Consider the following 20,629-nt stretch of genomic DNA (forward strand, 5'->3'; position numbering starts at 1 on the left):
GTGCCGTATTCTCTGAGTGTATTAAAAGTTAACAGAAAACTCGTGCCCTGACTGCTTTTAAGGGAAATAAGCAATAGTTATTAATACGGATATAAAATTATTGTTCGTGAATCGGGTAGACAGGTCCAAGTTCATTGAAAAAATTCGAGAAGGGGTTGCAAAAAGCGGGAAGAATTACATGCGGGAACTCTGTAAAACCCTGAGAACATTCAATAATAAATATGACTGGGTCGGTGTTTACGTACTTAAAGGAGATACCCTTGTTCTCCACAGTTATTCAGGGGAGAAAACAGAACATGAGAGGATATCTCTGGGTGATGGGCTTTGCAGCCAAGCGATAGTGCTGAACGCCATAGTTAACGAACCTGACGTTAAAGCGAACTCCGAATACCTCGCATGCTTCGTTAATACAAACTCTGAGCTTGTTGTTCCGGTGCGATACGACGGGATCGCGGTGGGAGAGATCGATATAGATTCAGACACGAGGGGAGCATTTACAAAAGAAGATGAAAGCTTCATTTCTGAAATAGCAAGCGAGATATCAAATGTCGTCAGATCCATATCTCTTTCCTGATCTGGCAAAATCGTATTCCACGTGGAGATACCGTCTTTGTCCAGAATCCTCCATGGACTTGGGTCCGGGGTGGGCTTCAATATATTGCAATGTGTAGTGCAATAACGGAGTGCCCGTCAAAACAACACAATTAAAATGATTTCCTTACTGCCTCACTTGGTTTCAGAGAGCCAATGCTTAATACTCTGCTTTCTGAAAGGTCAACGACCGAAATAGAGGCGAATCTTATCTCAATACCATAACTGTCAAGTTCAGAGAGCCCCAAGTAATTGGCAATTACCGCCCTGATAGGAAGAGCATGGCTGATATAAATATTCTTACCTTCGTGTTTCTGCAAGGCTCTCTCCATCCTCTTCACCAGAGATGGCCATGGCTCCATTCCAAATTCCTCCCTCCCACCAAATGGTAAGCTATGAAAGGGTTTTCCGTTCATATTCCCGAGCCCACTTTCACGTATGTCGTCCTCGATCTCCACCTGAACACCTAATACGTCTGAAACGATCTCCGCAGTTTCCCGTGCCCTCAGAATAGGGCTGGAGTAAATCCGGTCAATGTGACATCCCTTCAACATTTTTGCAGAACGTTCTGCCTGCTCTCTGCCATTTTCTGTAAGGTGGTAGTGATCAATATCTTCCGAAACTATACCCTTGACATTGGCTTCGCTTTCACCATGTCTTATAAGGAAAGCTTCTTTCATCAAATTTGTAATACCTCTCGTCATTATTAATTATACCTGAAATCGAGGGAACCCCTGATTTCACGTATTAGCGCAGACAGGTAAATTCATAGCAGCCAGAATTATAAGGTGAAAGTAGCCCGGGGGGCATGTTACTTTTAAATATTGATTGTGCAATGTGGCCAGACAGATGAACAAGCACGAAAACAGGCTCATACATGAAAGGAGTCCATATCTTCTCCAGCACGCGCATAATCCGGTAGACTGGTATCCATGGTCAGGGGAAGCATTCAAGAGAGCACAAAACGAAGATAAGCCAGTATTTCTCAGTATTGGTTATTCTACCTGCCACTGGTGCCACGTCATGGAAAGGGAATCCTTTGAGGACGAAGATGTAGCGGAAGCCATGAACAGGAACTTTGTTTGCATCAAGGTGGACCGTGAGGAGAGACCCGATATAGATAACTTTTACATGACCGCAAGCCAGATGCTCACCGGAAGCGGTGGATGGCCCCTGAATGTCATTGTCACACCTGACCGCAAGCCGCTCTTTGCGATGACGTATATCCCTAGAAATTCTAGAGGAGACCGCATGGGCATAATTGATCTCTCAAACGCCATTGGGGAATTGTGGAAAAACAACAGGAAAGAACTGGTGGAGAAGGGGGAAGAAATAGTCTCAAGACTGGAGAAGCAGCCAGCCTCGGCCCCGGGAAATCTTGTTGACGAGCGGTTTCTCAATGAATCATTCAATGAACTGAAGGATAATTACGATGTCGAGAATGGTGGATTTGGAATAGCCCCAAAATTCCCCACGCCTCATTATATGCTTTTCCTCATACGCTATTTCCTGAGAACAGGAGAAAGAAAAGCACTGGAAATGGTCGAAATGACCATGAGGAAAATGAGTCTAGGCGGCATCTACGACCAAATTGGCGATGGCTTCCACAGATATTCAACAGACGCTGGTTGGTTCCTGCCTCACTTTGAAAAAATGCTTTATGATCAGGGAATGATAATGACCGTGCTTGCTGAACTGTATCGTGTTACTCATGACAGCTTTTACAGCGATCTTATTTCCAGAATTCATGACTTTCTTCTGAGGGATCTTCACTCAAAAAGCGGAGGATTCTATTCCGCAATTGACGCCGATAGTGAAGGTGTGGAGGGGAAATATTACACATGGACCTTGGGGGAGATATTAAAATTCCTCGGCGACGAGGATGGAAGGTATTATGCTAGGCTATTCAACGCTAACTCGGAAGGAAACTTTCACGACGAGGCAACCGGCAGGCATACTGGAAGAAACGTACTCTACCTCGACAAGGAGCTGGCAGAAATCTCAGAAGAAGAGGGAATCAGCGAAGACGAACTTAAAGGCAGGATTGAATCGGCAAGGAAGAAGCTGTTCGAAGCAAGGACGAGGAGAATTCCGCCGGCCACTGACACAAAAATTATAACCGCAACAAATGGAATAATAATTACTGCGCTTGCAAAGGCATACTCTGCGACTGGAAACAAACAATATCTTGATCTGGCCTTGCAAACGGCAGATTTCATTCTTGAAAAACTTGACGCGGGCCAGGATCGGTTATTTCACACCTATTCGGAAGGAGTTCCTTCTGTAGAGGGATTCATTGATGACTATGCCTATATGGTACAGGCACTGCTTGATCTATACGAAGCGACATATGATTCAAGTTTATTGGAGAAAGCCATCAGGTTGAATGACAGAACCCTCACAGAGTTCCTTGATAAGACCAACTTTGGATTTTATTTTACCGCCATTTACAGAAATGAGATCGGAAACAGGCGAAAGGAAGGATATGATGGCGCACTTCCTGCAGGAAATTCTATTCAGATACTGAATCTCCTCCGCTTATCCCAACTACTCGAGAACGATAGACTGAGAGAAGTTGCCCTCAAATCCATTAATTCCGAGTATGAAACGGCATCGAGATCCACCGTTTTTCACCTTTACCTGATGTGTGCTGTTGACTTGGCAATCGGCCCCGTTATACAGATTAGAATCTTCAGCGGAAAGGACCAGGTATCAGAGTCCATGATCGCCAAGGCAAGAGAAAAATTCAATCCCCTGCTGTCTGTACTTGTCATAAATGACTCCAACAGGGAATTACTGGGAAAATACACTGATATTTCCACCGAAGCTGCTGAGAAGACATCTGCACTTGTATGCAGAAACTTCTCGTGTCTCCCACCTGTTTACACACCTGAAGACCTTATGGCACACATATCGTAAAGGACAGGGGACACGAGACGGACTAGACCGTAGATGGTGAATAAGTCGTTATGGTCGCGTGGGTCTGGGTATCTATAAGTTCAAGATAAGAAACGGACTGGGGTCCGACTTTGCTCTGAAGCCCTATGACAGGATCTTCGCCAAGGTAGTTGCCAGCAGACACTGAAATTATCCAAGACGAGACAGTGACTTGCGCAGTGCCAGTAGATTTTGCGAATCCAAGGGTTGTTTCAGTTATGTTGCCGGTGTTGTTGGTTATCATTAGCTCAACGTTAGAAAGTGAAATATTACCGTTTGGGCTGACACCGGTTATATAGATCTGGTAATTCTCATTTGTGTTTGTGGTAGTTGGAATTAGTTTGATACTCGCAGTAGGCGTAGTTCCTCCAAGGTATGAGGTATATCCCTGAATCACAGAGTATAACGTGGCCGCAAGGACAACCGTAATCGCTATCAGAAGTATGGTTGCAATGATCGGTGATACTGCTTCATCATCCTTATGCATTACTTTCTTCAACCTAATCTCCCCTCCGGTTCACTTATTACCATTTTTTCATATTAAAACCTTTCCACGTTTTTTATTTAATATGGCTGACAATATATTATAAACATTATATTAATTACCAGAAATATCTCTGCTTCTTGCCCGATGCATGAAGTGTGCGCGTATAGCCTGGCCATCAAGCATACCGGTTGCTATGGAAAGAATACCAGTAAAGAGGAGATTGAAATTAGTTGCCGGAAAATAGATCACAAAAATAAACTCCAGGATGAAGGAAAGAGTCCAAAAGAGGCTTACTGCAAGGGATTTCCTGAAATATTCTCCTCCATTTTTTTTGTAAAACTTCACATTCTTCCCGGCAGCCATACCAAGAACGAAGCCCACAGCTAACCCCAACGGTATAAGTAGAACAAATGATCTCAGCACGTAGGGGGTACCGAGGATCGAAATATTCGTTCCAACGGTCTGGTAAAATAGGTACAATGAGAAGAGTGTATACAGTATCGGCACGAAAGCTAAGCGAAATGTTGTATATCTTGTGCCGTGCATTGCAAGTGTCAATCTTACAGAGAACAGAAGAAGGATAACAATGATTATGCCTAAGAAGCCAAGCTGCAAAAGATTCAGGGAACCCAGCAATGATTCTACCGAAGGGATGGTGAAACCTATCAAATGCACGACAGATAAGTGTGTATTCTATTTAAATAGAATTGCTTCAATACGGGAATTTGCAGTCACTGCTCATAGGATTGCGCTTTTATCCTCGTTCTCCTCAGGACCAAAACGTCTGTGAGAACGTTAATGGAGAGGAGGATGCTGCTGATGAGCAACACCATGGGTGCTACTATCAGAGCATTTCTTCCAATTTCACCAATGAATGAAGAGGAGTCTATTCCGTAGCCTTTCAGACTGAACCTGAATACAGAAAAGACGTAAAAAGATACAAGATTGAAAATAATAATAAAAATTTGAAGTCCAATGGAGCCAAGATTTATAATATCGTACACCAGAAAGCTTAAGAGGATTGCAAGGAAACCCAGCAGTACAACAGATGGGCTAAGTAAATAAACCGAAATTCCTACTATAAAACACATTGTGCCTACAATTATGGGGTAAAAATCCTTTCTTTTGAGCGCTCTGAAACTCACATGTCTTAGCCACAGGGAGGAGAAGTTGATCAGACCAAGGCTGATGAGAACCATGAAATCGGTAATGTTGACCAGGAAATCACTTCCCGCAAAAGAAAGCACTGTAATTACTATCAGGGTGAATGCCCATGAAAGTGATCCGAACGATGCAGGAAAATAGCCATCCTCCGACAGTGCTTTCAGGTGCCTGGAAGCAGCCAGAAATGCCGGAACAAAGGTGGTGATGGTTGCTATCATGAACGAAATGGCTACTACCACCTCCCACAAAGGACTGAAATACTCTCTTGCTACATACAGTGCAGGAATATTGGAGGCGTAAAGGGAAGCGAGGTTAGGATGGAGACTGTAAATTGCAAGTCCATAGAATATTTCAACCGTAGCTGAGATGATCACCGTGAGAGCCATGGCAAGCCCCATGTAGGTTACCCTAGTTACTTTTTTTCCTGTGATCTTAGTATATATTGGTATAGAACTTTCGTCGACCGTTTCCCTATTCAGCACCTGTATTTCCTGGAAGCCGAAAAATAGTATGAAGAGATAGCCAGTGTTCGTTATGAGTGCAATGACAGGACTTCCACTGGAGAGATGTAGGATTCCCGAGAGGTTAAACGAGGTCTTCGAGAAAATTGCAGCACTCTGAATAACGAGAATGGAAACCATGACAATTACCATTACGATCTGTACTCTTCCAATCCCCCTAAGAAACGTGTTCTCAAAGAAGGCGTTAATGAGGAACCAGAATACAAAAATTGAAATTACAATAAAAACGATTGCCTGACTGATCAACGGGCTAAATCCCAGCCCAGAGAGAAGGGAAGGAACAACACTGAACGCAAACAGGATAAAGAAAATTGAAGAAAAAGCCGCCAGGGCTGTGTTTGCTATCCACATCGAAAATCTCGTGATAAAGTAACGGAGGCTTCTCTGCCCGAGGGCTTCCCTGGAAAAGGCAGGGCCGCCTACGGCATCTAGGCTCTTCTCGTTTGCATAAGCATTCATATCTCTGTAGACTTTTGCCATTAACAACGAAAGAGCTGCGGCGATTATCAGGGATCCAACTGAAAGAATAGAGTACTCCACTATATTCTCAGGTATGATTACAAAAAGCGGAGACCCAATCGTTGAACCAATACCGATTGCCAAAAGTGTTGTGAACCCATAGGTAGGCCTTGAAATACCTTTGAGGTCAGGCCTGCGGAATCTAACTCGTAGAGAATCCGGTAATGCAATGATCAGGGCAGATCCACTTATCATACAGCCAAAAAAGGCAACGAGCGTAAATACAAGATCCATATTGAATGGAACACCCTCGAGAAGAAGCCGTATCATAGTAACAAGGTACGATCCACCCATGATAAGAATTAATACGCCAATACATACCGTAGCGAGTTTGAAACTTAGAACAAGCGTTTTCCTGTTTATATCTAATCTGAGCATGTTACGGAGCACCTATACCTTCAGGCCTGCATCGCTCAATTCCTCTGCGGCCCTCCTAAGGATATAAAACGCTGATGCGAGCAACAGTACCGCGAGAACGTAATTTATCAATAGAACCAGCGCTGCCGAATTACCGAGATTATAAAGATTCACTTCCGCCATGGAGAAATAGTGAACAATTCCAGTCGGAGAAAAGGGAGTACCAAGCAGGGAAGGAAATATGATCCCGATTCCCGTTATAACCATTACTGAAGCAAGGGCGATTTCGCCTATTGATATCAAAATTATCCCCAAGACGTTAATTTCCTTTGACTTCTGGATTATTTTCCTGAAATCCTGTACGTCACTATCCACAGAACCACTAATTTTCCTCTCCAGAAGGTCACTTAATGAGGAATCTGTCTTTGCGATCAGCATAACCGCCTTGATATCCAAAATTAACCTGTCCAAAATGTCATCGTTTTTTCCGGAATCTGATCTCTGCACGTCTAACCAATCCATGTGACTTTAGATAAACTATAAACCTTTGTATGTTGGTTTTATTGAGTGATTTTCAGTTTCCAAAACCTTTTCGGGCTTGGGCAAAAGTAAACCAGTTAATATATGCCAAACTATTATACCAGCACATGAATACACAGAATCATGGTTCCAGATAATGTCGATAAACCAGGGTCACGTTATACTTATTTAACAAAAGGCATACTTTCGGACCTTTTTGATGCCATAATTTATTCCAAAAGATCCTCAGACAAGAAGGAAGATACCGAGAAGGTTCAGAAGGAATTATCCACGAGACTGGTTAGAACAGATGAACTTCTCCAGTCAATCTCCCGTCTAATCAAGCAATATATAGACGAGGTGGGTCTGGAAAACCTCAAAGAAAACCTTGATCCAATAACCAGCTTCGCAACAACAGCGCTGGATCAGGTAAAGTCAAAATTGAATAAGATATACTCAAATAAAGTAAACGAGATAACTGGTGAAATCGAGTCCAGCAGGACCCTATCTTTGAAATCTCTGGAAGCATTTGTTTCGGGAAGCTATTTTCGTGTTCATGAGAAAGGGATCATTCTAAAAATGGTTGAAGGCGGATATGAAGCTCGGGCAAAATATCTCTGCGATGGCGATATTGAATACGATTTTTCGCTTAACGCCAGGAATATAGAAATTTTTAGGGATGTATTGTTCTTCTCTGCACTTATTAAATCATTTAAGATCCCTGTTGGAACAGCTGGAACGTGGATAAGTAAGGAACCTGCAATAGACTATGAAAGACTGGACAAATATGCAATGGCATCGGCCGAATTGTCCGGAAGCAATCTTATTTGTAATTTCTCTGACACCTCAAAGAAATCCAACTTTAAGTTTATTTACTCCAATGATAACAAAGGATCTACTTTAAGTGTGGACTATACGGATCCTACTAAACAGGTCGACGTTACGTCTCAACCTGCCCTGAACAAGAACCTGGATATGGAATCTCTTGAAAGCGCCATGAAGGCAATTTTTGAAGCAATCCACGCACTTGAGGTGCACAGATTGAAGCTGCTTAAGCTTTCAGTAGCCGGAAATGACATACTTGCCGGAACGGATTACATAAAAGTTCTTCAGGCGGTCATTGGAATCTCAGGACAAGATTATGTTGATTTCTTCTCTGCCGTAATCAAAAACGATTTTCAGCCAACAGAAGGTCTAGAGGAGGCTGGTATCACAAGAGACTATGTGGCCAGCAGGATCAAAAGCATCGGTGATGTTGCAAATGAAATTCAAGACTCCCTGGACAAGATCAGCCTGAAGAAATAAGTTAGTTTGCAATTGAGCAAAACGCATCTAGGAGAAACCTTGTATCCGCTGTCCTGATCTGTCTAAGAAACCATGGCAAAGGCGAATGGTAAGATCATGCGTTGGCATCGCAATAATCTCAATACATCTTCACAATTAGTATGCTGGGCAATGTAAACCATACTCTAGGTAAAGGTTGAATCTAACCATGTTCGCGCAAGTTTTGCAGATTCTCTCTTGTATTCTGATTGAATCCTCACCAGTTCAGCAAGATCAATAGAATCATTCAGGAAGAATTTCCCATCCCTTTCTGACACCAAGCCGTCTCTAATCATCAGGCCAAGTTTGCCAGTGTCAAACATTGGTTTTTTGAGTTCCCTCGTGTTCTTTGCCTGTAGATTGAAGATGGCATTCTTTATTGACCTGCTTGCGGCGAAGACATCAAAACTCTCAGATGACCGCATCTTGCTGAAACTTTCAGTTATACGACTCGCCACGTCATCTTCCGCCAGGGTCACTTTAATCCCAGATGATTTTCTCGGATAGAAAAAAAGAGGTCTTACGGGTACTCCCTGTAACATCGAGGAATATACATATAGCGACTTTTCGCCAGATATTATGCTTATATCGTCCAGCACATCCAGAGATGTTATCGGTTCATCATTTTCCACGATTAACATCCACGACGGTGGCATGAAGTCGTCTGGAATCATAAGGGAATTCTTAATTCCAAATATGGCATCCTCCTTCTTCACCCAATTTGACAAGCCCACAGTTAGTTCCGTTACCTTTTCGAGAAGAAGAATTGAGAAAGCGTCTGATACTCTGCAGGACGAGAGAGAATCAATGATACGGATGTGTCTGGGTAAATCAACCCGCTGTAACTCAGGGACATTTTTGCCAGCCTTCAGCAATATCCTTTTGCCATATACATCTGCATCGAGAATGAGTGTGTCATTATACCTTGAAACGAAGTCCAGCAAGTTTTCTTCTGAAACACCATTGAGATTTGCACAAATCTGTGCTAAGCTCCAAGGAGTTATCACATTTGAATCCACTTTATTGCTCATTTGAGTTTCGATAAATTTGTCTCGTATCGAAACGGTGTCCAAGAGGTACTCTTCTATCTTTGAGTCAATTGCCTGATATCCCATCATTCATCAATTGCTTCTTACTTAATGTCCTTAAATTAGCGGTGATCGTAACTTCCTTTCTATAAACATGAATTTAATATCAACCAGTTCACAAAAAATGTGCAGATCTTATTCGACTGCTACAGATTCGCTAAAATTAAATAGAGATATTGCTTATGATGGTTCAGGCACTCAGAGGTCTGCAGGAGGGGTTATGTCTGGTGACAGGTTCAATTATTATCTGAAATTGATACTCAATGCATCTCTCGACGAGTATCATCTCATTTCTGAACAACTGCAGAATGATCCGCAAGTTACAATGGCAGAAGTTGAGGAACTGGACAGGCTTATAAACAGATACATGAGTGTATATAATAAGTTTGACCTCAAGGTCGTTAATTCTGTCTCTGGAATCGAAGAATTTCCGCCACAGACTTCGCTTGATAATTTCGGCGGAAGCTCTGAGTTCGTTGGAACAGAAACGATGTTTGACCTGGAATGGAAAGTTTACATTCCTAAAGGTAATTTTACGAATTCTCCAATAAAAAAATGGTATTACAATGAAAATATATCCACTATACTCGACGAGGTCCTTGCAGCTGTTGTGCCTGGGCATTTCAAAAATTACTTCGATGTTCCTCCCTGGGTCCTGGGAACCATTTACGCCCCTGGAACTATATATGTGCAGTTATATGACCTTGTGAATTCTGCCATATCCAAATCAGTTATTTCCGGCTGGGATTATCTTGTGGAAAAAGGAATGCCAAGGGAACTCGTCGATGCCATGAGATCAGAAAAACCCGGATACATGTTCTGATCTTGCCAAAGGTTATCAACAATGCCTCGATATTGGTTAATGAAGTTTACTGGAATCATCACGCCCATGGTTACGCCTTTCACTCCATCAGGTCAGATAGATTATGGAGCCACTGAAGTACTGCTTGCGTTTCTGAAGTCGATAGGGGTACAAGGACTCTTTCCGCTTGGCTCCACGGGGGTGTTCAACTGGTTGGGCAACGATGAGAGGAACAAATTCACTGATTTTGTCATTGAACATTCTGCTGGGATGAAAGTGTTTGTTGGTGTTGGGGCATCAAACAGCTATGACAGCATTGAACTATCAAGACACGCGGCCAACTCTGGCGCGGATGCGCTTGTGCTCATGCCTAGTTACTACATTAAACCTGATCAGAATTATATTAGGAACCATATGGATCTTGTTTTTGGATCAGTTGATTCCGAATTTATAATATATAATATCCCACAATTTGTTGGAGAATTCATAAGCGTGGAAACAATAAGAACACTCATTGCTAAAAATAGCAATATTGTCGGTCTAAAGGAAAGTTCAGGAGACATGCGTTACTTCTCCAGGCTTTTACAGTTCTCCGACAAGGATTTTTCTGTTTTCCAGGGTCAAGACGATCTGCTTTTGCCTTCTCTAGCGATTGGAGCTGACGGCGGTGTTTGCGGCACAACCAACTTTTCTCGATCTGTCATGGATCTATACAGAGCATTCGCTGACGGTAAATTAGAGGAATGCAGTAAGATTCAGCTTGATAATATCAATGGCATGATGGATCAGTTATCAAAGACTACATTCCCCGAGGCATACTATGCAGCTTTTTACTTCAAACACGGCATCGAAGGAGGATACAGGATTCCTATGCAGAAACCATCACCTGAGATAATAGACAATCTAATGAACAAGTCTGGCAAAGCTAGAACCTGATGAGGCCAGTGTAATCAAGAAACTATAAATATTGTCGTGAGTTAACTGTAAGCCTAGTGAAGGAGGAATTAAAATGCAAAAAGGAACGTACGTAAAATTTGAAACTCCCGAGTCCCTTGAAAAGAACGTGCTTGATCTTGTGGAAAACTCGTTCAGGAGCGGAAAGATAAAGAAAGGAACCAATGAGGTAATTAAGTCCATTGAGAGAGGGGAAAGTAAGATTGTGGTGATAGCAGAAGACGTTTCACCCCCAGAAGTCGTTTTCTATCTCCCCATGCTCTGTGAAGAAAGGAAGGTCCCGTACTGTTATGTTAAGAAGAGAATCGATCTTGGTGCGAAGGTCGGTATATCATCAGCTGCTTCAATTTCAGTTGTTGATTATGGAAAATCTGAGGAAGCTTACAACAAGATTGTCGGTGAAATCAGCAAACTGAAGAAGTGAGGTGTTTTTTCTGGCAGATGAAGCAACAGCAGCGGAGGTTCTTGAATTGATGGGCAGAACCGGCATGGCCGGGGAAGCTACAACCGTCAAGGTAAGGGTCCTGTCTGGAAGAGATCAGGGAAGGATAATTGCGAGAAATGTCCTCGGGCCGATCAAAGTTGGGGACATCTTGATGCTGAGAGAAACAGCCAGGGAAGCAAAGAAGCTTTCCATGAGGTAATAAAATGGTAAATAGAACTTGCTCATTCTGCGGTGCTACTATTGAACCTGGTAGCGGTACTGTAATGGTGAGGAAAGATGGAGCTATTCTTAACTTCTGCAGCAGAAAGTGCAGAATAAACATGACAGAGCTTAAGAGAGTCCCCAGGTACACAAAGTGGACCGCCGAATATCATAAGATTAAGGATCTCAAGACGAGATCGACCAAGCAGTGAGGTGCTCATTTGGAAAGAACGCTTATTCTCGTGAAACCAGATGGTGTAAAGAGAAGACTCATTGGTGAGATTCTCGGCAGGATGGAAAAGAAGGGGCTGAAGATACTAGCTGCAAAGATGCTACATATGACTGAGTCCATGGCCCAGAGACACTACGAGGTGCACAAGGGAAAACCATTCTACAATGATCTCGTTAAATATATCACATCCGGTCCGATCCTTGCGGCAGTGCTGGAAGGTAATAACGCTATTCAGGTAGTAAGGATTATGTCGGGTAGCACAGACGGATCCAAGGCCCAAGCGGGAACTATAAGGGGAGATTTCGCAACGGGTATCGAGAGAAATATAATTCACGCATCTGATTCCCAAGAATCGTATGATCATGAATATCCAATATTTTTTAAGCAGGACGAAATCCTTGAATTCAATTACGGTGACGAAAATATAGTTTAGAGGTGGTTATGAATATCAGAACCATCAGGCAGCCGATAGTATGTGTGCTTGGACACGTTGATCATGGTAAGACGACAATTCTCGATGCAATACGTGGCACCACACAAGCTAGCAGGGAAGCCGGTGGAATTACCCAAAGGATTGGTGCCACTCAAATAGACGTTTCCACAATTATAAAGGGGACAAAAAATCTCCTTACCGATTCAAATCTCAAGATCCCTGGACTTCTTTTTATAGATACACCAGGCCATGTGGCCTTTGCAAACATGCGTGCGAGAGGTGGTGCCCTTGCTGACATAGCCATTCTGGTCATTGACGTCAATGAAGGGCTGATGCCGCAGACGATTGAGTCAATTAACATACTCAAGAAGCACAAGACACCATTTGTAATCGTTGCAAATAAGATTGACCTGATCCCTCTCATCACACAAGTAAACAATCTTAATTTCTCTCAGTTCATGAAGAAGCAGAGAGAAGAGTATAAAGAGGAACTGGACAAGAGAATATATGATCTGGTGAATTCAATATACACTCAGGGGTTTCCATCTGACAGGTTTGACAGGGTCACCGATTTTTCTAAGACCGTCGCGATAATTCCTGTCAGCGCCAAGTTCAAGATCGGTATTCAAGATATACTGGTAATTCTAGCCGGATTATCACAGAAATATCTTGAAAAGGAAATATCTTTGGTGAGCGGGGAGGCAAGAGGAACCATCATAGAGGTGAAGGTAGAAAGCTCGATTGGTACGACTCTTGATACCATCCTGTATCAGGGGACCCTGCACGCGGGTGACGTTATAGCCATAAATACGCGCGAGGGCCCAAAGATAACCCGCGTCAAAGCCCTGCTCGTGAACAGCGGTAACCAGCAGAAAGGGCTCGTTGAAAAAAGATCAGTATCCGCAGCTGCTGGAGTGAGAGTCCTCATCGGTGACAAATTTGAGGTCATCGCAGGATCTCCGCTGATCAGCCCCACCAATCCATCTGAATCCGTTGAATCTGTTTTTTCTGAGATAGAAAAGGAATCACAGACAAATATTGAACTTTCGACTCATGGGGTAACTGTGAAGGCAGAGGCTCTTGGATCACTTGAAGCCATATCTTATGAACTGGCTCAGCGCAATATACCTGTCAGAAGTGCATCAATCGGTGACATAACAAGACGAGATCTCACTGGCGTATCAACACTTAACGATCCGACAGAGCGGCTGATAATAGGCTTTAATGTTAATGTTACAGAGGATGCAAGGGATGCTGTCCTGTCCACGGATGTGGGCATTCTGAGTGGAAATATCATATACTCTCTGATGGATCAAACGGAAAAGTGGATCAAAGATAAAGTCGCTCAGATGCACGAAGCTAGGAAGCAGGAGAAATCTATGCCTGCAAAGATCACCATAATGCCGGATAACATATTCAGGGCGAACAAGCCCGTCATAGTTGGGATTCACATCGAGGGCGGGAGCATCAAGGTTGGAGATAAACTCATAAAGTCGGACGGCAGGTACGGGGGAACAATCAAGAGCATAAGAGACGGGGAGATCAGTAAGAGGTATGCAGATGCTCCTGCGGAAATAGCTGTTGCTATTGATGGGGTAACGTTGAACAGGCAGATTTTCCCAGGGGAATCTCTTTACGTCGATATTCCTGAATCCGTAGTGAAAGAGTTAAGGGAAAGCAATATTGATCAAGGTACTCTCAGTGCAATGGATGAGACAATTAAGATAAAGAGAAAGGGCAATATATTCTGGGGAACAAGAGCGTGAGGGAGTTCTCATGCATCGGGCATGCTACTTCTCCTTGTGAAAACAAAAATTGACAGCCCGCTGGCCAGAATGAGTATCAGCATTATGAAATAGGTGTATAGGGCTGGGCCGAGATTGACGTAAGTTACCATCATAGCAGATCCTAGCACTAGGCTTACCTTAAAGATGGTGCTCCCGTAAACTACTCCTATACTCATGTCGCTCTGCCTTTTCCTGATTGCACTTAACAGAATGAACAATTCAGGTATCGAACCGGTGATTCCAGCAAAGATGAAGCCGGACGTAAAAAGTGAGAGGCTAAGATTAGTTGAAAAGAAATTTACTACCATTACCATCTGTTCAGAAGCCAGGAAAAGTAACACAATCCCAAAAAGACTTCTAAGCCATGAAAAGCGTCCTGCAATAACGTTCGCATAATCCCCCGGCACACGCTTTCCAGATGCCACTATATAAATTATGAAAACAGCTACTAGTATTGTGCCCACGTAAAATGAAGACAATCCGGAAAAAGTAAAGCAAATCAGTGTAATATAGAGGATAAGTAACATCAGGGTTTCTACCGTAAAACCCTCTCTTCTCCTCTTCAGAATAAATGGTGCTATCCCAATAAACACGATGAAAGTAATTATGTTTGATCCCTGGATGTTTCCTAAGCTGATTTCACCGTACCGTTCGAACGCCGCTGTAAGAGAAAGGATAAATTCATCTATGGAGGCTCCGATCGAAAGCAGTACTAGTCCCACCAACTTTCCGGATACTTTGAACCGTTTCCCAAAGAAAATAGCCTGATCAACAAAGAATTCAGAACCAATCCAAAGGCCAATGACTGAAATCAACAGGCCAATGGTGGCAAAGAGAATAGAACGAGAATAATAATCAACAATTATAAGAATAATAATGCCAGCAAAAATAATACCAGCAATTAGGTCCCTGGGCAGAGTTCTCAATTAATCACGATATGGTTATCTGCTCGGGTCTTAGGACCTTTACAGTTTCCTCCACCTTTACGCCTCTGTTGAGTTTCTTGTAATCAACAGATTCAGGTTTTAGACGACTTACTATATAATTGAAGGCTATGTCCGCGCTCTGAGGTTCTCCACAGGTATATATATCCAGCGTTACCAGCCCGTGTTCAGGCCAAGTGTGGAACGATAGGTGCGATTCTGCCAGAAGGACAACGCCACTTGCACCTCTTGGCTGGAACTGGTAATAGTCTGAGGAAATCTCCGTGAGCCTGCCATGTTTTATGGCCCCCTCAAATATAGGGTAAAGTCTATTCGCGTCAGATATCAATTCTTCATCGACACCGTAAAGGTCTGCAATAATTTGTACACCTACGGCCACTCTCATCATCCTCCATTTTTTCACCTCAATTATTACAGTTTTCCTTAATTAATATGTTGTATTTAAATATTTATTGGGACTCTTAGTTTTGATAAAAATTCACTTTGATAAATAAAATAGTAAAACCCTAGCGTGTGTAATGAATATAAATAATATTATTTTAATAATATTATAGATTAAGACCTAAACTTACTCTAGATGCAATATTTTGAGCACGATTTCTGGATTCTTCACCTGGAGAGATCTTATGTCGGGAAGCGAGAAGTGGAACCGCCTCTGCGATACGATTATCATGGAGGACTCCCCCCTGGTCGCAGCCTCGAAAGCTGCGTAAAGAGAAGCAAATTCGAAATCGATCCTCAAGCCAGCTTGGACCGCGTAAAATCTCGCTGCCTCACCTATCACACCAACCAACGGCGTATTCTCTTCGTTTTTTAACTGCTTTATGTGTTGGATCAATTCACTCTTTTTAAGGAGATCCTCTGCATTCGGTACCACTACCAGTTTCAGGGTACCAAGTTTCATCGAGATCAAACCAGTCACGGAAGAAACTGCCACAGTTTCATTTGCAAGTGCGTCAGTCTGTGCAGTTCCTGCAGCCCCATTAGATGGCTCCGCATGTTTAGAAGCGTGAAGATACCCATCTCGCATTATGAGGCTCACCCGTTCGCCTTTCATTATTTTCTGGTCACTGATGGCTTCCCAAGTAAGTGCGGAATCCATTTCGGTTATATTTTCACGGACAAAGTTTCTAATTTCATTCAGACCGCTATAAAGGAAGTCAAACCCCTTCTTCGTGAGTTCATTTGTTTCGCTCACCAGTCCCTCCTTTTTGAGTATCTTAAGATGATAGATAACACCCTGCAGGGTTATCCCGAGATCTTTTCCAATTTCTGTGGGTTTTGTTTTCCCCTTGAAAACATTCACGAGTACCATGAGCTGGTTTAATCTGGATTGCTCAAGTATCATGCATGGTTATGCCTGATTCCGCATAATATTTTGTTGATTTAAGTTGCAATTTCAACATTTCCCGAAATTATGAGAGTTCTTATGAAGAACCGAGCTTATTAAACTTTTATTTAATGGGCAATTCGCTGATTCTGACAATTGAGATAATCCGGACGCAGTAATTTACATTAATGGATGAAGGATAACATGCAGTGGATTACATTCTTGATCTTGGCTTGCAGGATTACGAGAAAATCCTGAAAATTCAGCGGATTCTTGTTGGCATGAGGAATTCAGGGCGGATTGGTGACATTTTGCTTTTCCTTGAGCATCCAGATACCTATACTGCAGGCATACATAGAGACAGATCCGCGCTCATTGATCCTAAGACACCTGTGATTGAGGTGGAGCGGGGCGGCGCCTATACATATCATGGGCCAGGTCAGCTTGTAATCTATTTTATAATAGACATGAAAGACAGGAGAATAAACGTAAAAGATCTTATAACTGCTGTAGAAGAAACAATCATAGGGATTCTGGATAATTATGGAATAAAGGCAGAAGGAAGGCTCGAAAGGGAGACTGGCGTATGGACGAACGGTAGAAAAATCTGCTCAATTGGTTTCGCGATCAGGGAATTTTCCACTTTTCATGGGATAGCCCTGAATGTGTCAACAGATCTCACAAAGTTCCACAAGATATCTCCGTGTGGGTTTGACGCTTCCGTGATGACGAGCATGGAGAAGGAGACCGGACGAATCATAAATATGGCCGAAGTTAAATTGGAGCTTGAGAACGCATTGCTTGAAAAATTAAGCATCACGGAATATAAAAAATATGAAAAATTAATTGACTTCCAGAAGGAAATCAATGGGCTATTGTCTGAGCCTGTTCTCTGAGAAACTGCTGAAGATAATAGAAGGACCCCGTTCCTTTCCCGCTTATTCCGCTCATCTTCCAGCCCACAAATGGTTGTGATCCTACCATAGCTCCCGTTGATCCACCGCTGGTCCTGTTAGCGTAAATAACACCAACATCAACAGAGGCAAAGTATTGTTCAATCTCCTTCTGGTCTTCTGTGAAAATACCTCCGGTCAAACCATACTCTGAAGCGTTTACCCTTTCAATTGCCTCGTCAAGGTTCTTGACCCTGGCCAGTGCAAGTATGGGCAGGAATAGCTCTTCCTTGAGTACAAAGGAATCTTTCTTCAGATCTGCGACAATGGTCGGCTCCACATAGTAACCATCACCGTCTCTTGCTTTGCCTCCAAATATAATCTTACCCTCCTTCTCAATCTTCGGAATCAACTCTTTGTACTTCTCAAATGCTCCCCGGTTAACAACGGGAGATACGAAAGTTTCCTTCTTCCTAGGGTCTCCAACCTGCATCCTGGAAACTCGATCTACCAGCATGGGGACAAATTTGTCGTAAACAGACTCAATGATATAGGCCACCGAACATGCGCTACACTTCTGCCCTGAAAACCCAAAAGCAGCTCTTGCAACTCCTTCCACAGCCTTGGAAAGATCTGCCTTAGATGACACTATTATAGCATCCTTCCCACCCATTTCTGTGACAACGACTCTGGGATGTTTCTCAGTGGCCTTATGGTACAGTGACATGCCGACGTCTCTTGATCCTGTGAAAACGAACCCTGCAACAAGTTCACTCTCACTCAGTTTCTTTCCTACAACGCTTCCAGATCCGGCAAGGAAAGCTAGAACATTCTTTGGGACCCCTGCTTCATGCAGTATCTTTATCCCAAGATACGAGGAAAGTGGTATGTCACTTGATGGCTTTAGAACAACGGCATTCCCAACGACGAGCGGGCCAACTGTCATCCCTATTGTAATCGAATAGAAGTTAAATGGTGGTATGACGGCGAATACGCCGTACGGTTTCATGAGGCTGAGGCTCTCCTCGTTCTTGTAGCCCTTACCTGTGAACCTGTTGAAACCCTGGTTTTCCAGCAAATTAAGAGCATAGAATCTCATAAAGTCGATGGCCTCATCAACATCTCCCATGGCCTCATACCGGTTCTTTCCGTTCTCGTAAGCTAGCAGCGCTGATAAAAGAAATTTCCTCCTGCTCATTATGTCTGCAGCATTCAGAAGAATCCTTGACCTTTCTACATAGCCAAGGTTGTACCAAGCACGATAAGATGAATGGAGTGCCTCGAGAGTCTTTTCAACTGATTCACTTGATGACATCTGAAAGGTGGCTATTTCCTTTCCATCTATTGGTGAAATATCCTTAATTTTTTCCTTCTCTCTTACCTCGCCGTTTGCTAGGTTCGGATATTCCTTTAAGAGATAGGTCTCAGCTTCCTTCACCGCCTTATCATAAAGTTCATCAAATTCCTTCTCCTTGCCAGCCTCTCTTAATTTTATCAGTGTATTTTCATTATCAAATGGCATGATCAGGTATAACTAAAAATTAGATAAGGGTTTAGCTAAGGGCTGGATGAATACAGCCGTAATTGCATTCTCGATCGCTACAATTTTTGTAGATAAATTATTTTCTCGAGAGTTTCATTGTATTCATGCCTTTGTCCACGACTATGGACTGGCCGTTTATTCCATATGACATTTCGCTTAGAAGGAAGACCGAAACATAGGCAACTTCTGTGGCCTCAAGGTCAGTGGTATCAGATATTTTCCCAAAATTAAATGGGAATGTCTTTCTGAATCTGTCTTCACGGGAAACTGCACCAGGCAAGACTGCGTTAACCCTGATGTTATACGGTTTAAGCATTTCCGCGGATTTCCTGGTCATCTCCTCTATCCCTTTTTTTGCGATCGAATAGGATATACTTGATCCAGTGAACAGTGCAGGGGATGCCCCGACGTTAACGATAGCCCCACCTTTCTTCTTCATTGTCTCAGACATTACCCTGATTACATTATACTGTGCCACAACATTGCTGAAGAACATCTCTGTCAAATCTGTTAGGGCGGGGAACTCCTTTCCTGTTTCCTCGTACTTCCCAGCTGAATTGTATATGACATCAATTCCGCCATAAGCGGCAACGATTTCATCTCTAATAGCCTTCACAGAGTCTTCGCTGGTTGAATCTCCCTTATATATCTTAATTGTTGAAGACTCCACCAGCCCGAAACTGCTCCCGGATCTTGATATCAAGGCAACCTTGGCGCCAAAGTTAATCAAGAGCCGTGCAACTGCATTTCCCTGGCCGGGTCCTGTGCCCATAACAACAGCAACTTTTCCCGCAAGGGACTCCCTTATGACATCCATATGGTGATGCATTATGCACTTTCATATAAACTCTTTCAGTTAATTGCATAATATTGTGGCGTCTGCGACCTCGTTTTCGTTGTGTAATACGGGTAGATGATCATCTCATTATAGCTCGACCAGCTCAAACGCGAGATAATGGGCATATCAAACATAAACAATTTATATGAAAAACCAATCAAAATCACCGCCATGATTTCCGGGTTTTCCACGGTGGGAGTTTCCTCTTCCCCTCCCGTTGGTTTCGAAGATTCCATTGCACTTATCGTCATATTCAGCCTTTTCGTCATCAGAAGAATTTACAGAGGAATTTACGGACGCCAGTATCGCAAATCTCGCCTTTCTGTTATACCTGCGATTTATTTTTTCCTCTTAGTTTTCTCGATGTTTGCACTGGGAAACAATTTTATTTTAGAAATATCAGTACTTCTTCTTATCCTGCCCGGTATCCCGATGGGACTGAGATTCGGATCAAGTGTCAAATTTTACAGAATGAATGAAACGCTTTATTACAAGAGATCTCAATTTATTCTTATTTTTTGGCTAATATCATTTCTTGTAAGAGAAATCCTTGCGGTGCTGTATCCATTAGTACTCTATGCTATCCTTGGTGTGGACGCTCTTCTTGCCCTAACTACTGGGATTATTATTGGGGAAGCAATAGAAGTAAATAGAGCTTTCAAAACGTTCTCGCAACAGGAAAGTCAGTATAATGGCCTTACACTGGCTCAGAAATAGCTGC

General features: G+C 42.9%; 23 protein-coding genes. 12 read left to right on the forward strand and 11 right to left on the reverse strand.

What is annotated here, in order from left to right; all coding sequences use genetic code 11:
• Window positions 1–106 precede the first annotated feature (106 nt).
• Window positions 107–574, forward strand: coding sequence for a GAF domain-containing protein (locus QW597_04930; GenBank protein ID MEM0155927.1), 468 nt, complete (start codon window positions 107–109; stop codon window positions 572–574).
• Between the two features lie 130 nt (window positions 575–704).
• Here the strand turns inward: QW597_04930 and QW597_04935 are convergent, their stop codons facing one another.
• Window positions 705–1,271, reverse strand: a complete 567-nt coding sequence (locus QW597_04935) for a histidine phosphatase family protein (GenBank protein MEM0155928.1) — start codon at window positions 1,269–1,271, stop codon at window positions 705–707.
• A 169-nt stretch (window positions 1,272–1,440) separates the two neighbouring features.
• Between QW597_04935 and QW597_04940 the strand changes: the two genes are divergently transcribed.
• Window positions 1,441–3,510, forward strand: a complete 2,070-nt coding sequence (locus tag QW597_04940; protein ID MEM0155929.1) for a thioredoxin domain-containing protein — start codon at window positions 1,441–1,443, stop codon at window positions 3,508–3,510.
• Between the two features lie 22 nt (window positions 3,511–3,532).
• Here the strand turns inward: QW597_04940 and QW597_04945 are convergent, their stop codons facing one another.
• The 4 genes from QW597_04945 to QW597_04960 form a co-directional block, all read right to left on the reverse strand.
• Entirely contained in the window at window positions 3,533–4,027 is a 495-nt protein-coding gene (locus QW597_04945; protein MEM0155930.1) for an archaellin/type IV pilin N-terminal domain-containing protein, read from the reverse strand.
• A gap of 99 nt (window positions 4,028–4,126) precedes the next feature.
• Window positions 4,127–4,684 (reverse strand): hypothetical protein, encoded by a 558-nt coding sequence (locus tag QW597_04950; protein MEM0155931.1) that lies wholly within the window; start codon window positions 4,682–4,684, stop codon window positions 4,127–4,129.
• A 62-nt stretch (window positions 4,685–4,746) separates the two neighbouring features.
• A complete protein-coding gene (locus tag QW597_04955) occupies window positions 4,747–6,597 on the reverse strand; it encodes an APC family permease (GenBank protein MEM0155932.1) in 1,851 nt (616 codons plus the stop codon).
• Between the two features lie 12 nt (window positions 6,598–6,609).
• Window positions 6,610–7,098 carry a hypothetical protein gene (locus QW597_04960; GenBank protein ID MEM0155933.1) on the reverse strand — a complete coding sequence of 163 codons (489 nt, stop codon included), beginning with the start codon at window positions 7,096–7,098 and terminating at the stop codon, window positions 6,610–6,612.
• A 141-nt stretch (window positions 7,099–7,239) separates the two neighbouring features.
• Between QW597_04960 and QW597_04965 the strand changes: the two genes are divergently transcribed.
• On the forward strand, window positions 7,240–8,400 hold the full coding sequence (locus tag QW597_04965) for a hypothetical protein (GenBank protein MEM0155934.1): 1,161 nt from the start codon (window positions 7,240–7,242) through the stop codon (window positions 8,398–8,400).
• Between the two features lie 164 nt (window positions 8,401–8,564).
• On the opposite strand, the gene QW597_04970 is transcribed toward QW597_04965, so the two are convergent.
• A complete protein-coding gene (locus QW597_04970; GenBank protein ID MEM0155935.1) occupies window positions 8,565–9,536 on the reverse strand; it encodes a hypothetical protein in 972 nt (323 codons plus the stop codon).
• 190 nt (window positions 9,537–9,726) lie between these two features.
• On the opposite strand from QW597_04970, the gene QW597_04975 reads away from it, so the two are divergent.
• The 7 genes from QW597_04975 to infB all read left to right on the forward strand — a co-directional run bounded on the left by QW597_04975 (window position 9,727) and on the right by infB (window position 14,339).
• Complete coding sequence (locus QW597_04975) at window positions 9,727–10,329, forward strand: hypothetical protein (GenBank protein MEM0155936.1); 603 nt, start codon at window positions 9,727–9,729, stop codon at window positions 10,327–10,329.
• Window positions 10,330–10,368: 39 nt separating this feature from the next.
• A complete protein-coding gene (locus QW597_04980) occupies window positions 10,369–11,244 on the forward strand; it encodes a dihydrodipicolinate synthase family protein (GenBank protein ID MEM0155937.1) in 876 nt (291 codons plus the stop codon).
• A 73-nt stretch (window positions 11,245–11,317) separates the two neighbouring features.
• Window positions 11,318–11,686, forward strand: coding sequence for a 50S ribosomal protein L7Ae (gene rpl7ae / locus QW597_04985; protein MEM0155938.1), 369 nt, complete (start codon window positions 11,318–11,320; stop codon window positions 11,684–11,686).
• A gap of 10 nt (window positions 11,687–11,696) precedes the next feature.
• On the forward strand, window positions 11,697–11,906 hold the full coding sequence (locus QW597_04990) for a 30S ribosomal protein S28e (GenBank protein MEM0155939.1): 210 nt from the start codon (window positions 11,697–11,699) through the stop codon (window positions 11,904–11,906).
• A gap of 4 nt (window positions 11,907–11,910) precedes the next feature.
• The gene (locus QW597_04995; GenBank protein MEM0155940.1) at window positions 11,911–12,120 is read left to right on the forward strand and encodes a 50S ribosomal protein L24e; all 210 of its coding nucleotides are present in this window, start codon (window positions 11,911–11,913) and stop codon (window positions 12,118–12,120) included.
• 9 nt (window positions 12,121–12,129) lie between these two features.
• A complete protein-coding gene (ndk, locus tag QW597_05000) occupies window positions 12,130–12,573 on the forward strand; it encodes a nucleoside-diphosphate kinase (protein MEM0155941.1) in 444 nt (147 codons plus the stop codon).
• 8 nt (window positions 12,574–12,581) lie between these two features.
• On the forward strand, window positions 12,582–14,339 hold the full coding sequence (infB, locus tag QW597_05005) for a translation initiation factor IF-2 (GenBank protein ID MEM0155942.1): 1,758 nt from the start codon (window positions 12,582–12,584) through the stop codon (window positions 14,337–14,339).
• An 8-nt stretch (window positions 14,340–14,347) separates the two neighbouring features.
• Here the strand turns inward: infB and QW597_05010 are convergent, their stop codons facing one another.
• From QW597_05010 to QW597_05020, 3 genes are all read right to left on the reverse strand, one after another.
• The gene (locus tag QW597_05010; protein MEM0155943.1) at window positions 14,348–15,286 is read right to left on the reverse strand and encodes a hypothetical protein; all 939 of its coding nucleotides are present in this window, start codon (window positions 15,284–15,286) and stop codon (window positions 14,348–14,350) included.
• Between the two features lie 4 nt (window positions 15,287–15,290).
• Window positions 15,291–15,692, reverse strand: coding sequence for an adenosylmethionine decarboxylase (gene speD, locus QW597_05015; GenBank protein ID MEM0155944.1), 402 nt, complete (start codon window positions 15,690–15,692; stop codon window positions 15,291–15,293).
• 180 nt (window positions 15,693–15,872) lie between these two features.
• On the reverse strand, window positions 15,873–16,652 hold the full coding sequence (locus tag QW597_05020) for a transcriptional regulator (protein ID MEM0155945.1): 780 nt from the start codon (window positions 16,650–16,652) through the stop codon (window positions 15,873–15,875).
• A gap of 191 nt (window positions 16,653–16,843) precedes the next feature.
• Here QW597_05020 and lipB point away from each other — a divergent pair, with 191 nt between their 5' ends.
• Entirely contained in the window at window positions 16,844–17,530 is a 687-nt protein-coding gene (gene lipB, locus QW597_05025; GenBank protein ID MEM0155946.1) for a lipoyl(octanoyl) transferase LipB, read from the forward strand.
• On the opposite strand, the gene QW597_05030 is transcribed toward lipB, so the two are convergent.
• Window positions 17,499–19,049: an aldehyde dehydrogenase family protein gene (locus tag QW597_05030; GenBank protein ID MEM0155947.1), complete on the reverse strand. Its 1,551-nt coding sequence runs from the start codon at window positions 19,047–19,049 to the stop codon at window positions 17,499–17,501. The genes lipB and QW597_05030 overlap by 32 nt on opposite strands.
• Window positions 19,050–19,146: 97 nt before the next feature.
• A complete protein-coding gene (locus tag QW597_05035; GenBank protein ID MEM0155948.1) occupies window positions 19,147–19,887 on the reverse strand; it encodes an SDR family oxidoreductase in 741 nt (246 codons plus the stop codon).
• Window positions 19,888–20,079: 192 nt separating this feature from the next.
• Here QW597_05035 and QW597_05040 point away from each other — a divergent pair, with 192 nt between their 5' ends.
• Entirely contained in the window at window positions 20,080–20,625 is a 546-nt protein-coding gene (locus QW597_05040) for a hypothetical protein (GenBank protein MEM0155949.1), read from the forward strand.
• Window positions 20,626–20,629 lie beyond the last annotated feature (4 nt).

The organism is Thermoplasmataceae archaeon, from assembly GCA_038729425.1.
Lineage (GTDB): Archaea > Thermoplasmatota > Thermoplasmata > Thermoplasmatales > Thermoplasmataceae > B-DKE.